This window comes from Flavobacterium sedimenticola (assembly GCF_030053345.1).
Taxonomy (GTDB): domain Bacteria; phylum Bacteroidota; class Bacteroidia; order Flavobacteriales; family Flavobacteriaceae; genus Flavobacterium; species Flavobacterium sedimenticola.
Genome location: NZ_JASGBP010000002.1, coordinates 364,346 through 386,012 on the forward strand (window position 1 = coordinate 364,346; position 21,667 = coordinate 386,012).

19 protein-coding genes are annotated in these 21,667 nt (G+C 39.2%); 6 read left to right on the forward strand and 13 right to left on the reverse strand.

The genetic code is table 11. From position 1 onward, the window contains the following. Window positions 1-108: 108 nt before the first annotated feature. From QHT84_RS05965 to QHT84_RS05975, 3 genes are all read right to left on the reverse strand, one after another. A complete protein-coding gene (locus tag QHT84_RS05965; protein ID WP_283238639.1) occupies window positions 109-1,254 on the reverse strand; it encodes a PepSY-associated TM helix domain-containing protein in 1,146 nt (381 codons plus the stop codon). Window positions 1,255-1,328: 74 nt separating this feature from the next. Then, a complete protein-coding gene (locus QHT84_RS05970) occupies window positions 1,329-3,479 on the reverse strand; it encodes a TonB-dependent siderophore receptor (protein ID WP_283238640.1) in 2,151 nt (716 codons plus the stop codon). A gap of 179 nt (window positions 3,480-3,658) precedes the next feature. Continuing rightward, on the reverse strand, window positions 3,659-4,135 hold the full coding sequence (locus QHT84_RS05975; RefSeq protein ID WP_283238641.1) for a DUF6265 family protein: 477 nt from the start codon (window positions 4,133-4,135) through the stop codon (window positions 3,659-3,661). A gap of 195 nt (window positions 4,136-4,330) precedes the next feature. Between QHT84_RS05975 and prfA the strand changes: the two genes are divergently transcribed. Continuing rightward, on the forward strand, window positions 4,331-5,404 hold the full coding sequence (gene prfA, locus QHT84_RS05980; RefSeq protein ID WP_283238642.1) for a peptide chain release factor 1: 1,074 nt from the start codon (window positions 4,331-4,333) through the stop codon (window positions 5,402-5,404). A gap of 48 nt (window positions 5,405-5,452) precedes the next feature. Here prfA and QHT84_RS05985 read toward each other — a convergent pair whose 3' ends face one another. From QHT84_RS05985 to QHT84_RS06010, 6 genes are all read right to left on the reverse strand, one after another. Further along, window positions 5,453-5,995 carry a hypothetical protein gene (locus QHT84_RS05985; protein ID WP_283238643.1) on the reverse strand — a complete coding sequence of 181 codons (543 nt, stop codon included), beginning with the start codon at window positions 5,993-5,995 and terminating at the stop codon, window positions 5,453-5,455. Window positions 5,996-6,032: 37 nt separating this feature from the next. Continuing rightward, window positions 6,033-6,185: a lmo0937 family membrane protein gene (locus QHT84_RS05990; protein WP_283238644.1), complete on the reverse strand. Its 153-nt coding sequence runs from the start codon at window positions 6,183-6,185 to the stop codon at window positions 6,033-6,035. Between the two features lie 25 nt (window positions 6,186-6,210). Next, entirely contained in the window at window positions 6,211-6,600 is a 390-nt protein-coding gene (locus QHT84_RS05995) for a hypothetical protein (protein WP_283238645.1), read from the reverse strand. Window positions 6,601-6,742: 142 nt separating this feature from the next. After that, the gene (locus QHT84_RS06000; protein ID WP_283238646.1) at window positions 6,743-8,530 is read right to left on the reverse strand and encodes a sensor histidine kinase; all 1,788 of its coding nucleotides are present in this window, start codon (window positions 8,528-8,530) and stop codon (window positions 6,743-6,745) included. Window positions 8,531-8,540: 10 nt separating this feature from the next. Further along, entirely contained in the window at window positions 8,541-8,987 is a 447-nt protein-coding gene (locus tag QHT84_RS06005) for a response regulator (protein ID WP_283238647.1), read from the reverse strand. 3 nt (window positions 8,988-8,990) lie between these two features. Next, window positions 8,991-9,548 (reverse strand): helix-turn-helix domain-containing protein, encoded by a 558-nt coding sequence (locus QHT84_RS06010; protein ID WP_283238648.1) that lies wholly within the window; start codon window positions 9,546-9,548, stop codon window positions 8,991-8,993. A gap of 254 nt (window positions 9,549-9,802) precedes the next feature. On the opposite strand from QHT84_RS06010, the gene pyrF reads away from it, so the two are divergent. Then, complete coding sequence (pyrF, locus tag QHT84_RS06015; protein WP_283238649.1) at window positions 9,803-10,627, forward strand: orotidine-5'-phosphate decarboxylase; 825 nt, start codon at window positions 9,803-9,805, stop codon at window positions 10,625-10,627. A gap of 74 nt (window positions 10,628-10,701) precedes the next feature. Then, a complete protein-coding gene (locus QHT84_RS06020; protein WP_283238714.1) occupies window positions 10,702-11,463 on the forward strand; it encodes an ABC transporter substrate-binding protein in 762 nt (253 codons plus the stop codon). Between the two features lie 152 nt (window positions 11,464-11,615). Here the strand turns inward: QHT84_RS06020 and QHT84_RS06025 are convergent, their stop codons facing one another. Beyond that, complete coding sequence (locus QHT84_RS06025) at window positions 11,616-12,350, reverse strand: DUF4197 domain-containing protein (RefSeq protein WP_283238650.1); 735 nt, start codon at window positions 12,348-12,350, stop codon at window positions 11,616-11,618. A gap of 173 nt (window positions 12,351-12,523) precedes the next feature. On the opposite strand from QHT84_RS06025, the gene QHT84_RS06030 reads away from it, so the two are divergent. Continuing rightward, window positions 12,524-15,949, forward strand: coding sequence for a methylmalonyl-CoA mutase family protein (locus QHT84_RS06030; protein ID WP_283238651.1), 3,426 nt, complete (start codon window positions 12,524-12,526; stop codon window positions 15,947-15,949). A 102-nt stretch (window positions 15,950-16,051) separates the two neighbouring features. On the opposite strand, the gene QHT84_RS06035 is transcribed toward QHT84_RS06030, so the two are convergent. Next, window positions 16,052-16,198 (reverse strand): hypothetical protein, encoded by a 147-nt coding sequence (locus QHT84_RS06035; protein WP_283238652.1) that lies wholly within the window; start codon window positions 16,196-16,198, stop codon window positions 16,052-16,054. A gap of 91 nt (window positions 16,199-16,289) precedes the next feature. Between QHT84_RS06035 and QHT84_RS06040 the strand changes: the two genes are divergently transcribed. After that, on the forward strand, window positions 16,290-16,844 hold the full coding sequence (locus QHT84_RS06040) for a hypothetical protein (RefSeq protein ID WP_283238653.1): 555 nt from the start codon (window positions 16,290-16,292) through the stop codon (window positions 16,842-16,844). Window positions 16,845-16,914: 70 nt separating this feature from the next. On the opposite strand, the gene QHT84_RS06045 is transcribed toward QHT84_RS06040, so the two are convergent. Then, on the reverse strand, window positions 16,915-18,174 hold the full coding sequence (locus QHT84_RS06045; RefSeq protein ID WP_283238654.1) for an aminotransferase class I/II-fold pyridoxal phosphate-dependent enzyme: 1,260 nt from the start codon (window positions 18,172-18,174) through the stop codon (window positions 16,915-16,917). A 110-nt stretch (window positions 18,175-18,284) separates the two neighbouring features. Continuing rightward, complete coding sequence (locus tag QHT84_RS06050) at window positions 18,285-20,672, reverse strand: hybrid sensor histidine kinase/response regulator (protein WP_283238655.1); 2,388 nt, start codon at window positions 20,670-20,672, stop codon at window positions 18,285-18,287. A 162-nt stretch (window positions 20,673-20,834) separates the two neighbouring features. Between QHT84_RS06050 and QHT84_RS06055 the strand changes: the two genes are divergently transcribed. Then, a complete protein-coding gene (locus tag QHT84_RS06055) occupies window positions 20,835-21,407 on the forward strand; it encodes a non-canonical purine NTP diphosphatase (protein WP_283238656.1) in 573 nt (190 codons plus the stop codon). Window positions 21,408-21,667 lie beyond the last annotated feature (260 nt).

The following is a 21,667-nucleotide window of genomic DNA, read 5'->3' on the forward strand; positions in this document are numbered from 1 at the left end:
ACTTTCGATTTGAGAATTGTACCTATTATCGCGGTGGTGATTGTGCTGCTCAGTTGTTTCAATATCCGGCTTTCGCGGATGATTTGGATTTATATGTTCAAAAATTATTCACGTTAGTCTGCGCCCTTTTTTTTTACCATACCAAATTAAAAAGCCGGTAACAGGTAAACTGGCAATCAATAAGCTAATCAGGAACGCAAAAACTTTACCCGGTAACCCCAATATGGCGCCGGTATGAATATCATAGTTCATTCGGATGAGCTTATCGGAAATTGTAGCATTTTGTAGTTTTCCATAGATATGATTGACTTCTTTTTCTTCTAATGTATATGGATCAAAATAGCGATAATCGGTTTTCCAATAAGTGCCTTTGTCCAAGTTGGCGTTGGCGGCTATCGAGCTGGAATCGGTTTCCGGCGGATGGACTTCAATAGATTGGGCTGTCGGGTATTCTTTTTGCATGAGGAGCCAAACTTTATCTAAAGGTTTTTCAACAGCAGTATAGCCAACTTCTTTCTTCGAAATTGGGTCTTGATACACCAACGATTTCTCGCCACCGATTAAAGTATAGTAGCCGTAAGCAAACCACGGAAAGCCCCAAACCAAACCGGTTATGGCAAAAATTAAAGCAATGGACATTACATAAAAACCGGTAATGTTATGCAAATCGTAGTTTTTGCGTTTCCATTTTAAACCATCCTTCCAGCGAAACCAAAAGCGTTGTTGGGCCGCTTTTTTATTTTTCGGATACCAAAGAATTAGTCCCGTAATTAACATGAATAGAAAAATAAGCGTTGCAGTGGCTATAACGGTTTGCCCAATTTCGTGTGGTAACCACAGATAAAAATGGCCATCTAAAACCCATCGGAAGAAGCCCGAATACATATCGGCTACTTCCAAAATTTCACCGGTATACGGATTTAAGTAAATGATATCGTAGTAATCCTTTTGCTTGTTTTCGTCGTCGTGACTGAAAAATATAGCCTCAGCCGACCGACTTTCGCCATTGTATTTGATGGCGTGTAGTGATTTCCAGGGCAATTCGGCACGAGCAATTTGCTCTAATTCAGTGGGCAGGAGGAAGGGTTTGTTTTCCTTTTTGACAAAGCGATAGGTTTCGGTGATGTTCTGAATCTCTTCTTGAAAAGCATACAAGCAACCGGTTATCGCAATAACAAAAACAATACTACCCGAGGTCAATCCCAACCAAAGATGGAGGTTTCTAATAATTTTTTTAAAGCCGAATTTTCTCATTTACAGCGGTTAAAAACTCCTCACCGCAATGAGGAGTTTCATTAAACAAACAAAAAACCAAATTTTAATAACGATTAAAATTTATATGTCAATCCGGCGGTTACACTTCGCAAGCGTTGTGGGGTAACGGTTGACCAACCGGTATAATATTTTTCATTAAATAAATTATTTACTTTTAAAGTAATGTTGAATTTATCGTTGTTATAAGATAAAGCCGAATTCAAAATAGTATAGTCGGGTAAAGTGAAGGTGCCAATATTGGCTCTGTTTAAGGTTTTGTGTTCACTGGCATGGTTTCCGCCAATTCCTAAACCGAAACCTTTTAGTTTTCCTTCGGTAAAGTAGTAATTCGCCCATAAATTGATTAAGGTTTTCGGCCCGGCTTCTTCCGGACGCAAGCCTAGATAGCCGCTATCGGTATTGTCTTTGGTTACTTCGCTGTCGTTGTAACTGTAACCACCGATGATGTTAAACCCTTTAACCGGGTTTACCGTTACGCTCAATTCTACACCCTTACTTTCTACTTCGCCACCTTGTACCGAAGCATTCGGATTCGTAGCATCGGCCATTAATCGATTTTTAACATTAATGTCGTAATAGCTGAGTGAAGCGGAAATAATGTCTTTGTACAAGTTGGTTTTTAATCCGAATTCGTATTGGTTGGCTTGTTCCGGATCGAAAGTCGTGGCTACAGTGTTGGTTGGACCGTCGGCTCTTTGTCCGGGCTCAATATTTCTGAAACCGTTCATATAATTTCCGAAAACCGAAACTTTATTTTCAATAATTTGGTACACGGCTCCGAATTTTGGGGAAACCGCAATCTGACTTTTCACTTCCTCGGCAGCGTAAGCCGATGTTTTTCCTCTGAATTCATCTACACGCAAACTGGCCATAACCGATAATTTGGTGGTGATGTTGATGACATCCGAAACATAAGCACTAACCACTTGTGATTCGGTGTCCGAATTAGGTTCAAAACTTCCGGCCAATAGGTTATCGATGCCGGCTTGCGTTAAGTTGGCTTCACCCGAATCGGTTTGGTTTACCAGAGAAATCGTTCCGGCACCAACCCAATTGTTGCTTCCGTTCAGGATGTTTTGTTTGTAGTAATCTACACCGATAACCATTCGGTTTCTTAAGCCTTCGATTTTGAAATCACCAATAAAATTTTGTTGAATATCGGTCGCCAAGGTTTGTCCGTTTCGTTTAGAAATGAATCGGGTAAACTCGTCACCATTAGCCGAATCCCATAAATAGGAGTAATACCCATCGGTTTTACTGTTGCTTCGGGATAGAACCGTTTGCGATGTCCATTGCTCCGATAATTTGTACTGCATTTGCGCTTGCATGTTGAAGGTCGGATTGCTGATAGTCAACTCGTTTGACGTGTATGATTTTTTGTAATTCTGTTCGAATAAATCGATGGAATTGAATGATAAAGGTGAATATCGACTCAAGAAAATCATCGGTGCATTGGCCGAAGTCCTGTTGGTGAATTCGGTGTTAATCAAAAACGATAACTTGTCGTTCACCTTATAACTTAAAGATGGCGCGAAAAAAAGTGATTTGGAAAATCCGGCATCTTGGAACGAGTTTTCATTTTGGTAAGCCGAAGTAATGCGCACCGCCACATCTTTATTCAACGGAACATTCACATCGGCTGTTATGCGGTCCATACCATACGTTCCGGCATTGTATCCGATTTCACCGCTAAAGTTTTGGTGCGGTTTTTTGGTTACGATGTTGATTAACCCTCCGTAAGAAATCAGACTGCTGCCAAACAACGTTCCTGATGGCCCTTTGATGACTTCGATGTTGTCGACATTAATCGGGTCGATGCTTCCGTTATTGATACCCGGCAAACCATTTACCATAGTGGGCTGTAAGGAAAAACCTCTCATGGTATAAAACTCGGCACCATCGCCGCCCCGACCGGTGGATTCCCACAATCGGGTTATACCGGTTGCGTTTTTTAAGGCGTCGTTAAAGTTAGTTATGACTTGTTCTTTTAATAATTCGCTCGTTACAGTGTTATATACTTGCGGATTTTCAATGTTGTTCAGCGGCATTTTGGATACCGTTGTACTTTTTTCTCTTTTGTATTTGTATTTGTTGGTGTTGATTTCAACTTCTTTCAAAGCGGTAATCGTATCTTTTTTTGTTTCTTGACCAACGCTTGCTATCGACAATAAAAGACCGGTTGTTAGGATTAGTATTTTTTTCATTCTTATTTAGATTAAATTAAAATAATAATGCAAATCTAAAAACTCGATTTGGATTATCAAAACTTATTTAGACTAAATACAAATAATATTTTTTAAGCTATTGATTTACTAAGTTTTAGTAATGAAAAAAGTCTCGTTGTTTAGGCGAGACTTTGAGTAATGTATCAGGAACCAGTGGGTTATTTCTTGTTCATCGGATAGCTTTCGCTACTTGATTTTCCTTGTTGAACACCCGAAATAGTGGCTATTAATGATTTATCATTGACTTTTTTGTAGACTATTTTTTGGGGATAATCGTGTTTCGGATTTTCGAAAGAAAAACGGTTCTCTGTATCAGAAGTCAGTTTAAAGTCGACCGGCTCATCGTTGTTTTGTCCTTTTACGGTTGGTCGGTAAATCAACTCCTCATTTACTTGTGTCAGTATGATAGTCTCGTTATGCACCGTATCTTTCTCTTTAATAATAAAATAGGCTTGTCCCGAGAAAGTGCTGTCGTTTGCCTTGCTCCACGTCTCCGTTAAGTACCCTTCAGGCGTAGTATTTTCCCATTGTCCGATAAGCCAATTCATTTTTTCGAGTTTCTCAAATTGTTTGTCGGATTTGTTTTGGCATGAACCGAATACAACAATAGCTATAATAAGGATTGATTTTTTCATAATGGTGAATTAGTATTGCAATAGTACAAAAAAAACACTACAGTACTAGCTCGGATAGTAGTGGAAATCCTTTTTGTTCCGAATTTATTTGGGACAAAAAGATTGTAACGAATAGCCGGTAACAGCTCCAAAAAAAATAAAATTTATTGCTTTATTTTGTCTAAATTTGCACACTTTTAAAAGAAAACTGCAACAATGTTAGAAAGATTACAATATGTAAAACAACGCTTCGATGAGATTTCGGATTTGATTATTCAACCCGATGTCATTGCCGATCAAAAGCGTTATGTACAGTTAAATCAGGAATACAAGACATTGAAAGCCCTCATGGATAAACGTGAGGAACTTATTAATGTCACCGGAAATATTGAAGAAGCCAACGAAATTATAGCCGATGGTTCGGATGCCGAAATGGTGGAAATGGCCAAAATGCAATTGGACGAAGCCAAAGAGCGTTTGCCGCAATTGGAAGAAGAAATCAAGTTTATGTTGATTCCGAAAGATCCGGAAGATGCCAAGAACGTTATGGTGGAAATCCGCGCCGGAACCGGTGGGGATGAAGCTTCTATTTTTGCCGGCGATTTGTACCGTATGTATACCAAATACTGCGAAAGCAAAGGCTGGAGAACTTCGGTAGTCGATATGAATGAGGGAACTTCAGGTGGTTTCAAAGAAATTATTTTTGAAGTTACCGGTGAAGATGTGTACGGTACCTTGAAGTTTGAAGCCGGGGTACACCGTGTACAACGCGTACCGCAGACCGAAACCCAAGGCCGCGTACACACATCTGCCGCCACCGTTATGGTTTTGCCGGAAGCCGAAGAATTCGACGTACAAATTGACATGAATGATGTGCGTATCGACTTTTTCTGTTCCTCCGGACCGGGCGGACAATCGGTGAATACGACCAAGTCGGCCGTACGTATGACACACATTCCAACCGGATTGGTAGCCCAATGTCAGGATGAAAAATCGCAGCACAAAAACAAGGACAAAGCTTTAACCGTATTGCGTTCGCGTTTGTACGAAATGGAATTGGCCAAAAAGCAGGAAGAGGACGCGAAGAAACGTAACTCTCAGGTAAGCAGCGGCGACCGCTCGGCAAAAATCAGAACCTATAACTATGCACAAGGGCGTATTACTGATCACCGTATCGGATTAAGCATTTTTGATTTAGACGGTTTCATGAACGGAAATATTCAAAAGATGATTGACGAACTGCAATTGGTAGCTAACACCGAGAAGCTTAAAGAAAGCGAAGTATACTAAATAAAAAAAGGCTAACATTTGTTAGCCTTTTTTATGACTTAACGGGTATTACAGCCTAAACCCGTAAGCAATTCTCAAAGCAATTTGTCCCAAACCGGTATTTTCGGTGTTGTTTTCCAGGATAGGGAAGTCGTTGTAATATTCGTAGCGCAAACTAATATCGATGATATCCGTTGCATAACCAATACCCGGACTGATAATAAAGGAGTTTTCATGGTAATCATTAGTCACAGTCACGGCATATCCGGCTTCGCCCAACAAATACAATTTGTCTCTCAATACAAAAGCTTTAAATCCTAATTTGGTTGGGATGTAGCCTAAATCATTGTCTTTTCCACTGACAAAAAAATTGCTGAAACCGGTCGTCAGTGTAATGGAGTAGCGTTTGGATAAATCGTATTGGAGTCGAATATCGCCACCTAAATTATAGTCATACGGTTCATGAAGCGGTAATCCGCCGTTTATTCCGAATCCTAATCGGAAGCCTTGATCATAATTTTTAGACGCCGTTTCTTGAGCCGAAAGCGCCGTGCTTGCCAATAGTCCGAAAACTACAAGCATTCGCAAAGGATTGCAACATAGTGTTTTCATGGTGTTGAAATGAATTAATAGTGGCGTCGTTTTGTTTCTATATTTCTTTTCCTTTACTGATTTTTAACAATACGGCAATCACAGCGATAATAAGTAAGATGTGAATCATCGATCCTACGTTGTACACCAGGAATCCTAAAAGCCAGAGTACAATGAGCACTACAGCTATGGTATATAATAAGTTTTGCATGATATGGTTTTTTATATTTTGTATTCTATTCTAAAACAGCGGTAAAATTATCGTTAAACTCAGGTTGCGGTCTCTTAATGCGTCCTTTCGGATTGTACGGATATTGTTTGCGGTGCTCTTTGATAAATTGCTCCGGATGGTCGCCGTAATAATCTGTGAGAACGACTCTTTCATTTTTATACAAAGAATAGCCGCCGTAATTAGGCGGTAATTGAGGGCTTACCATCCAAGTCTTGTTGTGCTGATAACGGAAAACCTGATTTTCCATATCATAATACGCTTCCATGTTTGGAAAATAGTAGTAACGTATTTCGGAGTTTGATGTTGCCGCAACTACTTTTGGATTGTTTTCTGTAGTTTGTGCATTGACAGTTAGGAGGGAACTTACGATGAAGAATAGGGCTATATTTTTCATAAGACAACGTTGTAGGTTACACAATAATTTGTTTGATTATCAGAATACAAAGTTGCAGCCGAATGAAGGTTTTTGCGTTACAACAATTTTTCGAATTGTTATACAATTTCCATTACAACGTTCTTAAGTCCCGGAGTGATATTTAATTATCGGCCAAGTAAATGGTAAAAGTGGCTCCTATATTGGGCTCTCCTTTAGCAAAAATGAAACCGCGATGGTTTTCCACAATTTTTTTGCAAATGGCCAGTCCGATTCCGGTTCCCGCATAATCGTTTTTGTTGTGTAAACGATTGAAAAGAATAAATATTTTTTCGGCATATTCTTGTTCAAAGCCGATGCCGTTGTCTTCAAACGTAATTTTATAAAACTTGTCCTTGGTGTTTTTCGGAATTTGAGTTTCCTCGGTGGCGGTTACTTTCTGACAAGAGATTTTGATGTTGGGTGGTACATTGTCTTTGCTGTACTTTAATGAATTGCCAATAAGATTGATGAACAATTGTTGAATTTGAAACGGAATAACCGTCATCTTGGGCAACGATTCATGTTCGATAACGGCGCTTTTTTCTTCGATAGATTGCGCTAAATCGACTTTGGCATTTTCGAGCAAATCATTCAGATTGACTTTCTCAAATACTTTTTCGGTTTTATTGGCTCTCGAATATTGCAGTAAATCGTCAATAAGAATGCGCATGCGTTCGGCCGATGAGAGTATTCGGTTGATATATTCTTTACCATTATCCGAAAGTTTGTCGTATTCTTTATCCGAAAGACGGGAGATAAAAGTTTGAATTTTACGCAGCGGTTCTTGCAAATCATGACTGGCCACGTAATTAAATGCCAACAATTCTTTATTACTGGCCTCAAGCTCCAAGTTTTGTTGTTCCAAGGATAAAGACGACAATACTTCATCGGTGACATCGCTTGTGGTTCCTATTAAAAGATCGTTACCCATTTTATTGGTTACGATTCTGCCGGTAGTTCTGAAATAGCGCAGCTTCTTATCCTTGGTAGTCACACGATAGGTAAAAGCGGGTAAATTTTTGTTGTCTATTTGTTCGGAAGTTAACCCTTCAAAGGTATGACGGTCTTCGGGATGGACAAACTTGATAAAATCGTCTTGTCCTTTTTTAAAAGATTGCGGTTCACAGCCCAAAAGACGGTAAATATTATCAGAAAAAGTAAATACGCCGGTCGTAATATCTTGTTGCCAACTTCCGAAATTACCCACCATCTCGGCCAAACTGCTCGATTCATTCAGTAATTTGAGGCGGTTGTTGGAAACTTGCATTTTTTCCAAATCTTTATTGATTCGAATATAAGATATGGATATCAATACTAAGGTAATCAAAAGCGTTATGTAGACAAAAATAGGGGTGATTTTAATCGTGTCTTTATAACTCAATTCGCGGGCAATAAGATTCTTTTTTTCTAAAAGAATCATTTCGTTGATATGACTGCGAACACTATCCATAGTCAATTTTCCGATAATCATCTTTTCTTTTAATTGTTCATCACTCAGGGAACGGTTGAGCGACATATGAAGTGTTTTGGAGAGATAATTTTGTCTTTTATTAATATAGAATTCTAATTTGCGGATGTTATTTTCCTGCAGCGGATTATCCTTGGTATAACTTTTAACGATTTTAAACGAGCGATCGATTTTTTCTTTGGCGTGCAAATACGGTTCTAAAAAAGTAGAATCTTTGGTGATTAAAAAGCCGCGTTGTCCGGTTTCCGAATCTTTTAAATACGAAAATAAGCGCTCAAGTTCCAAATTTACTTCGTAAGAATGGGTGACCCATTTAGAGGAATTATTGAGCAGATTGATGTGTTTGAACGTCACCGCTGATATGAAAAAAATCGCAAATATAGAAACCACAAAAACACTTTTGAGAAAGGTAGGTGATTTGTAAAATGCATGGAGTTTCATGAGGCTGAATTTAGATTCGCATTAAAAAATTATCCTTGTTCAATCCGGACGTATGGTATTGCCAATTAAGGGTGACTACATCCGATAATACTTTTTTGAGTGTCGCAAAATCACTTGGTTTTTTAATGTAAATATTGGCCCCACGTACAAACGTTTCTTCGATATGTTCCTCTGAAGAAGAGGTTGAAAAAATGGCAATAGCGATATCATTAAATTTTTCATCGCTTTTAATCTCATCCAAACATTCAATACCGTTTTTTCTGGGCATGTTTAAATCCAGAAAAAGCACGTCGGGCAAAACAGCATCGGGCTGGTTTAAATAATTCATTAACGCTACACCGTCAGCAAAAGTGTTGACTTTGGTATTGATTTTTAATTCTTCAAAAGCATCGGTAAAAAATAGCCTGTCATCTTCGTCGTCATCGGCCAAAATAATATGTATATATTCTTTCTGCATAGTTTATTTTTTTAAGGCTATTTCTTTTCTCTTATTGATGATTCGTTGAAATGCCGACGGTGTAATACCGGTCACATTCTTAAATTGTGTACTCAAATGCGCCACACTCGAATAGTTTAGTTTAAAGGCAATCTCGGTTAGACTTAGTTGACCGCTTACCATAAGTTGTTTGGCATGTTCAATTTTTTGAATAATGATGTAATTTTCGATTGACGTATAGGTAACATCCGAAAATAAATTGGAAAGATACCCGTAACTGTGACTTAATTTTTCGGATAAATAAACAGAACTTTTGACAGTAACTAATTCGGGATTGTGAATCATCTCAAGAATGGTATCTTTTATTTTTTGAACCAAAACTGTTTTTTGATTCTCAATAATGCTGATGCCGTATTCGGCAAGTTCAGCAGTAAACGCGGAAAAGGCTACGGTTTCGGTCTTTTCTAAAATTTCAACTTCACCGAAACCCAATATACGATGCTTTATTTTGTGCTTCTCTAATTGGTCCTCCAGCACCTTTCGGCAAACAGTATTAAAGTCAAATTTGATGTAAATCTTCATAGGAACATTTTGAAATTTAAGAATTCATAAATGTAACAAATTATTTCCATCAAAAAAGCCGTAAATACATACGGCTTTTTTTTCTCTCTAACCCCAACTTTAATAATAGCGATAATAAATTAAGGCATTACTAATTATTAGCATTACAAAGTTATTTTTACCACAATAAAAGGCGTTATATAATTTTGGGGATGTGTTACAAAATTTTCACTTTTAGCATTCCAATTTGTACCTTTGCGGCACAACACTTTATTATGACAACAACACAACTAATTGAACAAATCCAACACAAAAAGTCTTTTCTATGTATTGGTTTGGATGTCGATTTGAACAAAATCCCAAGGCATTTACTAACGACCGAAGATCCGATTTTCGAATTTAACAAAGCCATCATTGATGCTACGCACGATTTGTGTGTTTCCTATAAACCCAACATGGCCTTTTATGAAGCGCATGGTTTAAAAGGTTGGCAATCGTTGCGAAAAACGATTGATTATATTAATGAAAGACATCCCGAAATTTTTACCATAGCCGATGCCAAACGCGGCGATATCGGAAACACCTCTGCCATGTATGCCAAAGCGTTTCTGGAAGATTTGAATTTTGACAGTGTTACTGTGGCGCCCTATATGGGAAAAGATTCGGTAGAGCCGTTTCTCACTTTTGAAAACAAACACGCTATTATGTTGGCGTTAACTTCCAACGAAGGCGCTTTTGATTTTCAAACCCAGCAAACCGAAGGCGAAGAGTTGTATAAAAAAGTTATCAGAACTTCGAAAACTTGGCAAAACAGCCATCGTTTGATGTATGTGGTTGGTGCGACCAAAGCCGAGTATTTTGCGGAAATCAGAAAAATTATTCCCAAGAGCTTCTTGTTAGTACCCGGAGTTGGGGCCCAAGGCGGTAGCCTTTCGGAAGTTTGCCAATATGGTATGAATGATGAAGTAGGGTTATTGGTCAACTCATCCAGAGGTATTATTTATGCTTCCGGGGAATCTGACTTTGCTGAAAAGGCCAGGGAAGAAGCCCTTAAATTACAGCAGGAAATGCGGGATATTATGCATTTAGCCTCTATTTAACTCATAAAATTTTTAGTGTTTTCGTGGCAATAGAAATCACAGACCAATTCGGAACCGTTCACTTTTTTCAAACCATGCCCAAGCATATAGTGTCGTTAGTGCCGTCACTTACGGAGTTGTTATTCGATTTGGGGTTGGAAGAGAACATAGTCGGAATCACTAAATTCTGCGTGCATCCCTATCATTTTAAAGCCACTAAAAAAATCATTGGTGGCACCAAAAAAGTCCATGTCGAGAAGATTCGATTGCTGCAACCCGATATCATCATAGCGAACAAGGAAGAAAACACGCCTGAGATAGTAGCCGCATTATCTGAAATTTGCCCGGTTTGGGTAACCAATATCATTACTTTAGAAGACAACTATAAAATGATATCCGATTTTGGGGAGTTATTCAATAAAAGAACCGAAGCACAAAAATGGGTTGATAAAATTCAATTTGCACAACAAGATTTTCAACGTTTCATCAAAGACCGGCCTTCGTACAAAGTGGCTTATTTTATTTGGGCTAATCCGTATATGGTAGCCGGCGGCAATACCTTTATTAACGAAATGTTACGAGTGAATAAGTTTGAGAATATTTACGAGAACAATCCAAACTGCCCGGGGAGGTATCCTGAAGTGGAAATCAAAAAAATCCGCCTGCAAGGCGACCCCGACTTGGTGTTGTTGTCCTCTGAGCCTTTTCCTTTTACAGATGAACACGCCTTTGAAGTAGGTCGATTTACGCATCATGCCAAAACCGTTTTTGTAGACGGAGCGCTATTTTCCTGGTACGGCAGTCGTTTGGTAAAAGCCTTTGCCTATTTTAAAAAACTCCGAGAAAAATTAGCTTAAAAAAAACACCGACATCATCCCTGATGCCGGTATTTTTTAACTAACCTAACCAATATAATAAAAAACCAATTTATTACAGTACAAAGATAAGCCCCGATTTCGAGTTCTTGTGTTAAGGTTTTGTTATTCTTATGTTATTGATTTCTAAAAATTTAGGACTTCTTGTCTTGCAAGGCAAAAACCTTTTGCAACAAAGGAGACGTTCGAGCGCTCAACTGTGTTCGGATATCTTTTTCCTCAATGGCAATCATTTTGAAAACACCTTCCAAAGCTTTGGTGGTGGTATAATCGGTCAAATCAGGATTGACTTTGGAAACCAACGGAATGCTGTTGTATTTACTAATAATTGATGCCCATACTTTATCGGCGCCTACTTTGGCTAATGAACTTTTAATTACCGGACTGAATTTGGCGTACAGCGGATTAGTCGTAGTAGTTTGTAAATAGGTGGTTGCGGCATTTTCGTTACCCATCAAAATATTTTTGGCATCGGTAAAGCTCATGTTTTTTACAGCGTCCACAAATATGGGAGTCGACTCTTTTACGGCTTCTTCAGCGGCACGGTTTAGAACCAGAATACCTTCATCGGCCAAATCACTCATGCCCAATTTACGAAGTGTCTTATCCACTTTTTGTAATTCTTCGGGCAGTAAAATCTTAACCAGTTCGTTTTTGTAAAAGCCGTCGGTAGCGGTTAATTTGCTGACTTGTTTCTCAATGCCTTTATTGAGTGCTTCTTTCAATCCTTTAGAAATATCGGTTGAAGTCAGCTTACTTAAATTCTGTGCACTTTTGGCAGGTACCTTTTTTTTGATTTCGTCTAAAATTTTGATTTGGGAGAAACCCATAAACGGAATAAGCAGGAGTAATGCGACTTTTGTTTTCATAAACGGTATCTTTTTTTCAAAAGTAAGCAATCTTCATGCCGAAAAATGGCAAATAAATGTTAATTCAGTCTTTCGAATCCTCAAACGGATTACGTTTTTATTTTTCAAATTTTAAATGGGAAATTTTTAATAATTCTGTAAATTGCACCCTCAAAACAGACACTTATTTAACAATGGTTCAAGAACAACCCTATATTCCTAAAAATAAAGTAAGAATTGTCACAGCAGCGTCTCTTTTCGACGGTCATGATGCGGCTATCAACATCATGCGACGTATCATCCAAGCTACCGGTGTAGAAGTGATTCATTTGGGTCACGACCGTAGTGTGGAGGAAGTGGTGAACACAGCCATACAAGAAGATGCGAATGCGATTGCCATGACTTCTTACCAAGGCGGTCACAATGAGTATTTCAAGTACATGTACGATTTGTTGAAAGAAAAAGGCGCCGGACATATCAAAATCTTCGGCGGCGGCGGCGGCGTTATTTTGCCTTCCGAAATCAAAGAATTGCACGAATACGGCATTACACGAATCTATTCACCCGATGATGGGCGTGCTATGGGATTGCAGGGCATGATTAATGATTTGGTAAAGCAAGCGGATTTTCCGGTAGGTAACGAACTCAACGGTGAAATCAATCATTTAGAAGAAAAAAATCCGACAGCCATTGCCCGTATTATTTCTTCGGCCGAAAATTTCCCTGAAGTGGCTAAAGACACTTTAGATACCATTCATAAGAAAAATGAAACGGCTCACATTCCTGTTTTGGGAATTACCGGAACCGGAGGTGCCGGAAAATCCTCATTGGTGGATGAATTGGTTCGTCGTTTTTTAATTGATTTTCCGGAGAAAACCATCGGATTGATTTCGGTTGATCCTTCTAAAAGAAAAACCGGCGGCGCTTTGTTGGGCGACAGAATTCGAATGAATGCCATTAACAACCCAAGAGTGTACATGCGTTCGTTGGCTACTCGTCAGTCGAATTTGGCCTTGTCTAAATACGTAAACGAAGCCATTCAGGTGTTGAAAGCCGCGAAATACGATATCATCATTTTAGAAACTTCGGGTATCGGACAAAGTGATACCGAAATTTTAGAACATTCAGATGTATCCTTATATGTGATGACACCGGAATTTGGTGCCGCAACGCAATTAGAGAAAATCGATATGTTGGATTTTGCCGATTTGGTGGCCATTAACAAATTTGACAAACGCGGTGCTTTGGATGCGATTCGCGATGTAAAAAAACAATACCAACGCAATCATAATTTATGGGATGTTAATCCCGATCATATGCCGGTAATCGGAACCATTGCTTCTCAGTTTAATGATCCGGGCATGAATACGCTCTACAAAAAAATCATGGATAAAATTGTAGAGAAAACGGGAGCCGATTTAAAATCAACTTTCGAGATTACCCGAGAAATGAGTGAAAAGATATTTGTCATTCCGCCACACAGAACGCGTTATTTATCGGAGATAGCCGAGAACAATCGCAAGTACGACGAAACGGTTTTAACGCAAGTGGAAGTGGCTCAAAAGCTATACGGCATTTATAAAACCATCGAAAGTGTAGCCAAAAAGCAACCGGAAATTGATAAATCGGGTATTGAGGCTAACAGTTTGAATTTCAATGAGGATAACAAAGAATTTTTAAACCTTTTATTGAAGGAATTTGATCGTGTTAAAATGAACTTAGATCCATTCAATTGGGAAATCATCCACACTTGGAACGACAAGGTCAACAAATACAAAAATCCGGTGTACAGCTTTAAAGTACGTGACAAGGAAATCAAGATTGAAACCCATACCAAAAGTTTGTCGCATTCGCAAATTCCGAAAGTGGCGCTGCCGAAATACCAAGCTTGGGGCGATATTTTAAAATGGAATTTACAGGAAAATGTGCCGGGAGAATTCCCGTTCGCTTCCGGTTTGTATCCGTTTAAAAGAGAAGGCGAAGACCCCACGCGCATGTTTGCCGGAGAAGGCGGACCGGAACGAACCAACCGTCGTTTTCATTACGTATCCTTAGGCATGCCGGCCAAGCGTTTGTCCACTGCTTTTGACTCGGTTACCTTATACGGAAACGATCCGGATTTGCGTCCGGATATCTACGGTAAAATAGGGAATGCCGGCGTTTCGATTTGTTGTTTGGACGACGCCAAGAAATTGTATTCCGGTTTCGATTTGAGTCACCCAATGACTTCGGTGTCTATGACGATTAACGGTCCGGCGCCAATGTTGTTAGGCTTTTTCATGAATGCGGCCATCGACCAAAACTGTGAAAAATACATTATTGAAAACAACCTTCAGGTAGAAGTTGAAGAGAAAATCAGCGAAATCTACAAGAAAAAAGGGTTGCCAAGGCCAAGATACAACGGCGAATTGCCACAAGGAAATAACGGTTTAGGCTTGATGTTGTTAGGCGTAACCGGTGACCAAGTGTTGCCGAAAGAAGTGTATGACGACATCAAAATCAAAACTTTGACGCAAGTTCGCGGTACCGTTCAAGCCGATATTTTAAAAGAAGACCAAGCGCAAAACACCTGTATTTTCTCTACTGAATTCGCACTACGTTTAATGGGCGACGTTCAGGAATACTTTATTCAAAAGAATGTCCGCAATTTTTACTCCGTTTCGATTTCCGGTTACCATATAGCTGAAGCAGGAGCGAACCCAATTACGCAATTGGCATTCACCCTGGCGAATGGTTTCACTTATGTGGAATACTATTTAAGTCGCGGTATGAACATTAACGATTTCGGTCCGAATTTGTCGTTTTTCTTCTCCAACGGAATCGACCCGGAATATGCCGTAATTGGTAGAGTAGCGCGTAAAATTTGGGCGAAAGCCATGAAAAACAAATACGGTGCCAACGAAAGAGCGCAGATGTTGAAATACCATATTCAAACGTCCGGTCGTTCGTTACACGCTCAGGAAATTGACTTTAACGACATTCGTACGACCTTACAAGCTTTGTATGCGATTTACGACAACTGTAACTCCTTGCATACCAATGCTTACGACGAAGCGATTACGACACCAACGGAGGAATCGGTACGCAGAGCGATGGCCATTCAGTTGATTATCAACAAAGAATTAGGATTGGCCAAAAACGAAAATCCAATTCAAGGTTCGTTTATCATTGAAGAATTAACCGATTTGGTGGAAGAAGCGGTATTACAGGAATTCGACCGTATCACCGAACGTGGCGGCGTTTTAGGCGCAATGGAAACCATGTACCAAAGAAGTAAAATTCAGGAAGAAAGTTTGTATTATGAAACCTTGAAACATACCGGTGAATTTCCAATCATAGGGGTGAATACGTTTTTGAGTTCCAAAGGTTCACCAACGATAATTCCGGCCGAAGTAATCCGCGCTACGGAAGAAGAAAAGCAATTCCAAATTGCCACCTTAGAAAATCTTCACCAAGCACACGCCGGAAAAGAGGAAGAGCAACTGCGAGCGTTACAAGATGCTGCCATCAACAATAAAAATATTTTCGAAAAACTGATGGAAGCCACGAAGTACTGTTCGTTGGGTCAAATCACTTCGGCTTTGTTTGAAGTAGGCGGTCAGTACCGACGCAATATGTAAGCAGACACTTGCTCTCGCAGTAGGCGAGGACTCAGTGGTCGCTTATCCCGATGGATATCGGGATTTCAAGTAGTAAATAAAAACCTCACGAATGGTGAGGTTTTATTTTTCATCCCTATTCTGATTAAATTTACGCACCATCGATTTTAACAAAGCCGCGCGTTCGGCTTTCTTGGCTTTTTCCTTATCTTGCGCTTTGTGAAGCTTGTCGTTGTAGGATTTTATATTTTTAGCGTTCTTTCGACTCATCTGCCAAAAGTATAAAATTATCTTAAAATGAAAGTTTGGCATCAATATTGAACTGCGCAAAACATCATTAATCATTTAAAAATTATAAATCATGAAATCGAAGATTTACAAATTCCCAAAAAACAATATTAAAGTTATGAGTAAAAAGATTACCCTTGTTTTAGCTTTTATCGGGATGATAACGCTACAAAGTTGTACCGTGAATGAGGATAACGGTAACGGAATAGATAATGATACTATTGCAGAAGTGTTTGAATACGGTAATGTGAATTTCTTGCCGAATAGTTATTCGGTGGTATTGACATTTCCTCATTCTATTCCTTCTTCAGATATGGTTCTGGTTTATCGTTTGTCGGGTACTTTTCAAGGCGAAGATGTATGGAAACCATTGCCGGAAACCTATTATTTTGCTGACGGGACTTTAGACCTTCGCTATGATTACGATTTTACTCGTTTTGACACACAAATCAATATGGAAGGATTTGATTTGGCAAGTGTGAGTGCCGGATATCGACTCAATCAAATTTTTAGGGTAGTGGTAATCCCGGGATTTTTCGGTAAAAACAGTCAGGTTGATTTTAACGATTATAATGCTGTGATAAGAGCTTACCAAATCGATGAGAGTAAGATTGTAAAAGTACAGTAAATCGAAGTAAATCGGTTATTCAAAAAAAAACCATTCCTTACGGAATGGTTTTTTTGATAAGCCTTTAAAATTAGGCCATATTTTCTACACTGACCGCTGCTAATTTAGCATACGTACCGTTAACTAATTTTTCTCGGATAGCCTCAAAAGCCGCCAAGGTTTCATTGATATCTTCCATGGTATGCGAAGCAGTAGGAATCATACGCAACAAGATAATGCCTTTCGGAATTACCGGATATACTACAATAGATAAAAAGATATTGTAATTTTCTCGTAAGTCATTAACCATCACCATAGCTTCCGGAATAGAACCTTCTAAATATACCGGAGTCACACAAGTGTTGGTGTCACCAATGTTGAAACCTCTTTCTTTTAAACCGTTTTGCAAGGCATTAACATTTTCCCAAAGTTTGTCTTTTAAACTCGGATTGTCGCGTAGCAATTGTAAACGTTTTAACGCACCCACGGTTTGAATCATGGGTAGCGATTTGGCAAACATTTGCGAACGCAAGTTGTATTTTAAGTAATCAATGATGTCTTTATCACCGGCTAAAAACGCACCAATACTGGCCATGGATTTGGCAAAAGTAGAGAAGTATACATCGATACCGTCTTGGCAACCTTGTTCTTCCCCAGCGCCGGCACCTGTTTTTCCTAAAGTTCCGAAACCATGAGCGTCGTCGACTAACAAACGGAAATTGTATTTCTTTTTCATTTCCACAATTTCTTTCAACTTACCTTGCTGCCCGCGCATACCAAAAACACCTTCGGTAATGAATAAAATACCACCGCCGGTTTCTTCGGCCATTTTAGTGGCACGTTGCAGGTTTTTCTCCATACTTTCCAAGTCGTTGTGCTTGTACGTAAATCGTTTTCCCATGTGCAAACGCACACCGTCAATGATACACGCATGCGCATCAACATCGTAAACGATAATATCATTTTTAGTCACCAAAGCATCGATAGCCGACATGATACCTTGATACCCGAAATTTAATAAATAAGCCGCTTCTTTGTGAACAAAAGCCGCTAATTCTCTTTCCAATTGTTCATGAATATCGGTATGACCGCTCATCATACGAGCACCCATTGGGTAAGCCGCTCCATACTGTGCAGCCGCATCCGTATCGGCTTTACGTACTTCAGGATGATTGGCTAAACCTAAATAATCGTTGATGGACCAATTTAAAATTTCTTTGCCGTGGAATTTCATTCGGGGACCGAGTTCACCTTCCAATTTTGGAAATACGTAATATCCTTCGGCTTGAGAAGCCCATTTTCCAAGCGGACCTTTATTGTTTTGTATTCTTTCGAATAAATCTTTTACCATGGTAAATGTGTATTTAAAAACGAGGCAAAAGTAGGTATAAATTTAGTTTACTCCTAATCATTACTTGGAGAAAATTTTGAACCGTTTGGTGTTGAAAAGCGAATGAGTCACTAGCTAACCAACAGCTTAACAATTTCGAACAAAGTATCTTTATCTACCGGTTTTGACAAGTATTTGTTCATGCCTATTTCTATGACACGGGTTTTGGTACTTTCCATCACATCAGCGGTCAGTGCTATGATGGGAATTTCTTTTTTGCTTTCGCCGGCTTCTCCGTTTCGGATGGCAATCGTGGCTTCATAGCCGTCCATAACCGGCATTTGTAAATCCATTAAAATAATATCGTAATGATTTTCGGTGAGTTTTTTCAATCCTTCTTCACCGTTATTCGCAAATTCAACGGTAGTATTGAGCCACTTTTTGGTAATCATTTTGATCACCATTTGATTCATGGCATTGTCTTCGACTACTAAGATGGATTTCCCTTTTAAATCATATTCTAATTCATTACCCGGTAAAGTCACTTTTTTAGCAACCTCTAGCGTTTCGTATGTCAGTTGTATTTCGCAAACCGTTCCTAAATCAACCGTGCTGTCTATTTTAATTTTGCCCTCGTGCAGGTTTACCAAATGCTTAACGATGTATAAACCAAGTCCCAAACCGCCGAATTTTCTCTTGTTGTTGATGCCTTCCTGTGAGAAAGAATCGTAAATGCTGTGAATTTTTTCTTTGGAAATGCCTACACCGGTATCACTTACGGTAAAAATGAATGTGGTTTTTTTGTCTTTTGTTTTTCCGGCCTCTAATTTGAATTTCACAAAACCCTCGTGAGTAAATTTTAAAGCATTACTCAACACGTTGTGCAAGATTTGATTCAGACGTGCCGTGTCACCATTGACCATTTCGGGTAAGTTTTCGCTTTTATGAAAGGAAAAATCAATGCCTTTATCAGCGGCTTCACGTGCAAAATTGTTAGCGATATGTTCGGTGGTTTTGACCAAGTCGAAGTTGGCTAATTCCAGCTTAATTTCATTTTTCTCAATTTTGGAAAAATCCAAAATGTCATTGATGGAACTCAACAAACTGTGGGTTGAGTATTTGATGATCTGACTGCTGTTCTGAATTTGTTCGTCTTGGCTGTCTTTGGCTATAGCTTTAGCGGTATTCAAAATAGCGTTTAAGGGTGTGCGCAACTCGTGACTGATATTAGACAAGAAATACGATTTCAGTTCATTCATTTCTTCGGAACGCTGTAGCGCCAATGTTTGCAATTGCTCGCGTTCGTTTTTGAGGTTTCGGATTAAGTTGGCCATCGATAGCGAAAGAAAAATAACTTCCATCCCGGTGCCGAGTTTGGAACCGTTTTCGGTCCAAAAATTCAGGGGCAACAGGCTAAAATTTTTGAGAATAAAAATCACGAAGCCCGAGATTAGAAAGAAGATACCGGTAGCAAAAAAACGGTCTATCTTTTTGGTTTTTCTGTAAATAGCGATTTGGGAAGCGATGATTAAACTCAGGACAATCAACCCTAAAGCATTGGCAATAGGATAGGAGTGCTCAAAGGAATTCGGGAATACAAACAGCGATAAAAACAAGGCCGCATTCAGCACATAAAGCGTGTAAAAGGCATACGTGATAGTTTTATTATATTCCTTGATTTTAAGGAATACCTGTGCATACTTGCCCAAAAAGAAATTGGCAACACAAGCAAATAGGATGACAGCGTGTAATGAAAGCCAACCCGATTGGGGTGTAATCAATTGGTAGAAATACCCATCAATGGAGAACTGTAGCAAGCCGATAAAAACCACATACATGCTATAGTACAGAAAGGTTTTGTCGCGCATGGCAAAGAAAAAGAACAAATACAATATTGCCGCTATGATGAGAATTCCGTAAAAGAAGCCAAAAACGAACTGTTCAAAAGAAGTAGTTTGGATTAGTGTTTCCATGGAGTACAGTAGCATCGGCATCGACAACATTTCACCATCGCTTTTGACATGCAGGTAAAATTGTTTTTGAGTATGGGGTTCCAAGACTATTTTAAAAATAGTCTTGCGATGTTGGAAGCTTCTTTCGGCATAAGGGATGGCATCGCCGCTTTGAAATTTTTGTACGGTATTAGAGGAATCACTCACGTAAAGTTCGGCTACATCGGTTATCGGACGAGCGGTTTCCAAAAAATACACTTCCTTTTCGTTAGTGCTGTTTTCGAGTTGGAATCGTACCCAAAAATGATGCGTGGTAAAACCAAAGTCGGTGTTTTCATTGGGCATTGGACTAAACGCCAGCGTTTTTGTGTTTTTCACTTCTTCAAAGCTCCGTTCTTTGGCGCCTAGATCGACATATTCGGCTAAATGGTGAATGGATTTTTTGCCGGAATCGGTTTCTTTGTGTATCAAATACTGGCTAAAAACGGTGGTGGCATTGAGGAACAATACTAATGACCATAGCCACAAGTATTTGAACCCCTGAAAGGTTGTGGTATTTGTTTTCATTGCAGGTTTTGTTTTTGTTTGCGTTACTATTTACGCATCGTGTGGTTTTTTGGTTTTCCAGACAAGTTTATCTTAAATTATTCTAACACTGCCGTTTTTTTGATTTTAAAAATTGATAGCTCTATAAATTAAATACCTTTGTTATATTAAAATGTAATCTGCATGACACTGGTATTTGCCTCCAATAACCAAAATAAAATCAAAGAAATACAATTATTACTTCCGGCATCCATTCAAATTTTAAGCTTGAAAGACATTGGTTGTTTCGAGGATATACCCGAAACGGCGTCAACCATTGAAGGCAATGCGATTTTAAAAGCTAATTATGTGACTGAGAAGTATGGTTACGATTGTTTTGCCGATGATTCCGGATTGGAAGTAGATGTGCTCAATGGTGCACCGGGCGTGCATTCGGCCCGGTATGCCGGAGAACAGAAAAATGACAATGACAATATGGATAAATTGTTGGCCCATCTCCAAAATGAAACCCGTCGAAAAGCCAATTTCAAGACCGTCATTTGTTTGAATGTAAAGGGAACACAACATCTTTTTACCGGTATCATAAACGGCAGTATTATTGACGAAAAAAGAGGTGCCAATGGGTTTGGTTACGATCCTATATTTGTTCCTGAGGGTTACACCCAAACGTTTGCCGAGTTATCAATGGCCGAAAAATCGGCTATCAGTCATCGTGGCTTGGCGGTACAGCAGCTGGTGGCTTTTTTGCGTCGCTAAGTAGTGACAAACGTTCTCGCTAGCCCCGACAGCAGCAAACTACCCCCGAGATTTCGGGGTAGTGCGGATGGCGGGAACCGTGTGGTACGTATCGCAAAGGTGCCGCTTCTTTTTTTTATAAAAAATTCTCAAAAATATCCTTCAAAAATCGGTTTTAATTGTAAATAAATTGTTAATACGTTTAAATTATTGATTATCAGTTAATTTTAAATTAGGGTATGTGGTTTTTAAAGACTACCTTTGCACCAAATTTTAAAACG

Excerpts from the sequence above, each read along its gene's own strand:
- QHT84_RS05965 (WP_283238639.1), bottom strand. The coding sequence starts at position 1,254 with ATGAGAAAATTCGGCTTTAAAAAAATTATTAGAAACCTCCATCTTTGG.
- QHT84_RS05970 (WP_283238640.1), bottom strand. The coding sequence starts at position 3,479 with ATGAAAAAAATACTAATCCTAACAACCGGTCTTTTATTGTCGATAGCA.
- QHT84_RS05975 (WP_283238641.1), bottom strand. The coding sequence starts at position 4,135 with ATGAAAAAATCAATCCTTATTATAGCTATTGTTGTATTCGGTTCATGC.
- prfA (WP_283238642.1), top strand. The coding sequence starts at position 4,331 with ATGTTAGAAAGATTACAATATGTAAAACAACGCTTCGATGAGATTTCG.
- QHT84_RS05985 (WP_283238643.1), bottom strand. The coding sequence starts at position 5,995 with ATGAAAACACTATGTTGCAATCCTTTGCGAATGCTTGTAGTTTTCGGA.
- QHT84_RS05990 (WP_283238644.1), bottom strand. The coding sequence starts at position 6,185 with ATGCAAAACTTATTATATACCATAGCTGTAGTGCTCATTGTACTCTGG.
- QHT84_RS05995 (WP_283238645.1), bottom strand. The coding sequence starts at position 6,600 with ATGAAAAATATAGCCCTATTCTTCATCGTAAGTTCCCTCCTAACTGTC.
- QHT84_RS06000 (WP_283238646.1), bottom strand. The coding sequence starts at position 8,530 with ATGAAACTCCATGCATTTTACAAATCACCTACCTTTCTCAAAAGTGTT.
- QHT84_RS06005 (WP_283238647.1), bottom strand. The coding sequence starts at position 8,987 with ATGCAGAAAGAATATATACATATTATTTTGGCCGATGACGACGAAGAT.
- QHT84_RS06010 (WP_283238648.1), bottom strand. The coding sequence starts at position 9,548 with ATGAAGATTTACATCAAATTTGACTTTAATACTGTTTGCCGAAAGGTG.
- pyrF (WP_283238649.1), top strand. The coding sequence starts at position 9,803 with ATGACAACAACACAACTAATTGAACAAATCCAACACAAAAAGTCTTTT.
- QHT84_RS06020 (WP_283238714.1), top strand. The coding sequence starts at position 10,702 with ATGCCCAAGCATATAGTGTCGTTAGTGCCGTCACTTACGGAGTTGTTA.
- QHT84_RS06025 (WP_283238650.1), bottom strand. The coding sequence starts at position 12,350 with ATGAAAACAAAAGTCGCATTACTCCTGCTTATTCCGTTTATGGGTTTC.
- QHT84_RS06030 (WP_283238651.1), top strand. The coding sequence starts at position 12,524 with ATGGTTCAAGAACAACCCTATATTCCTAAAAATAAAGTAAGAATTGTC.
- QHT84_RS06035 (WP_283238652.1), bottom strand. The coding sequence starts at position 16,198 with ATGAGTCGAAAGAACGCTAAAAATATAAAATCCTACAACGACAAGCTT.
- QHT84_RS06040 (WP_283238653.1), top strand. The coding sequence starts at position 16,290 with ATGAAATCGAAGATTTACAAATTCCCAAAAAACAATATTAAAGTTATG.
- QHT84_RS06045 (WP_283238654.1), bottom strand. The coding sequence starts at position 18,174 with ATGGTAAAAGATTTATTCGAAAGAATACAAAACAATAAAGGTCCGCTT.
- QHT84_RS06050 (WP_283238655.1), bottom strand. The coding sequence starts at position 20,672 with ATGAAAACAAATACCACAACCTTTCAGGGGTTCAAATACTTGTGGCTA.
- QHT84_RS06055 (WP_283238656.1), top strand. The coding sequence starts at position 20,835 with ATGACACTGGTATTTGCCTCCAATAACCAAAATAAAATCAAAGAAATA.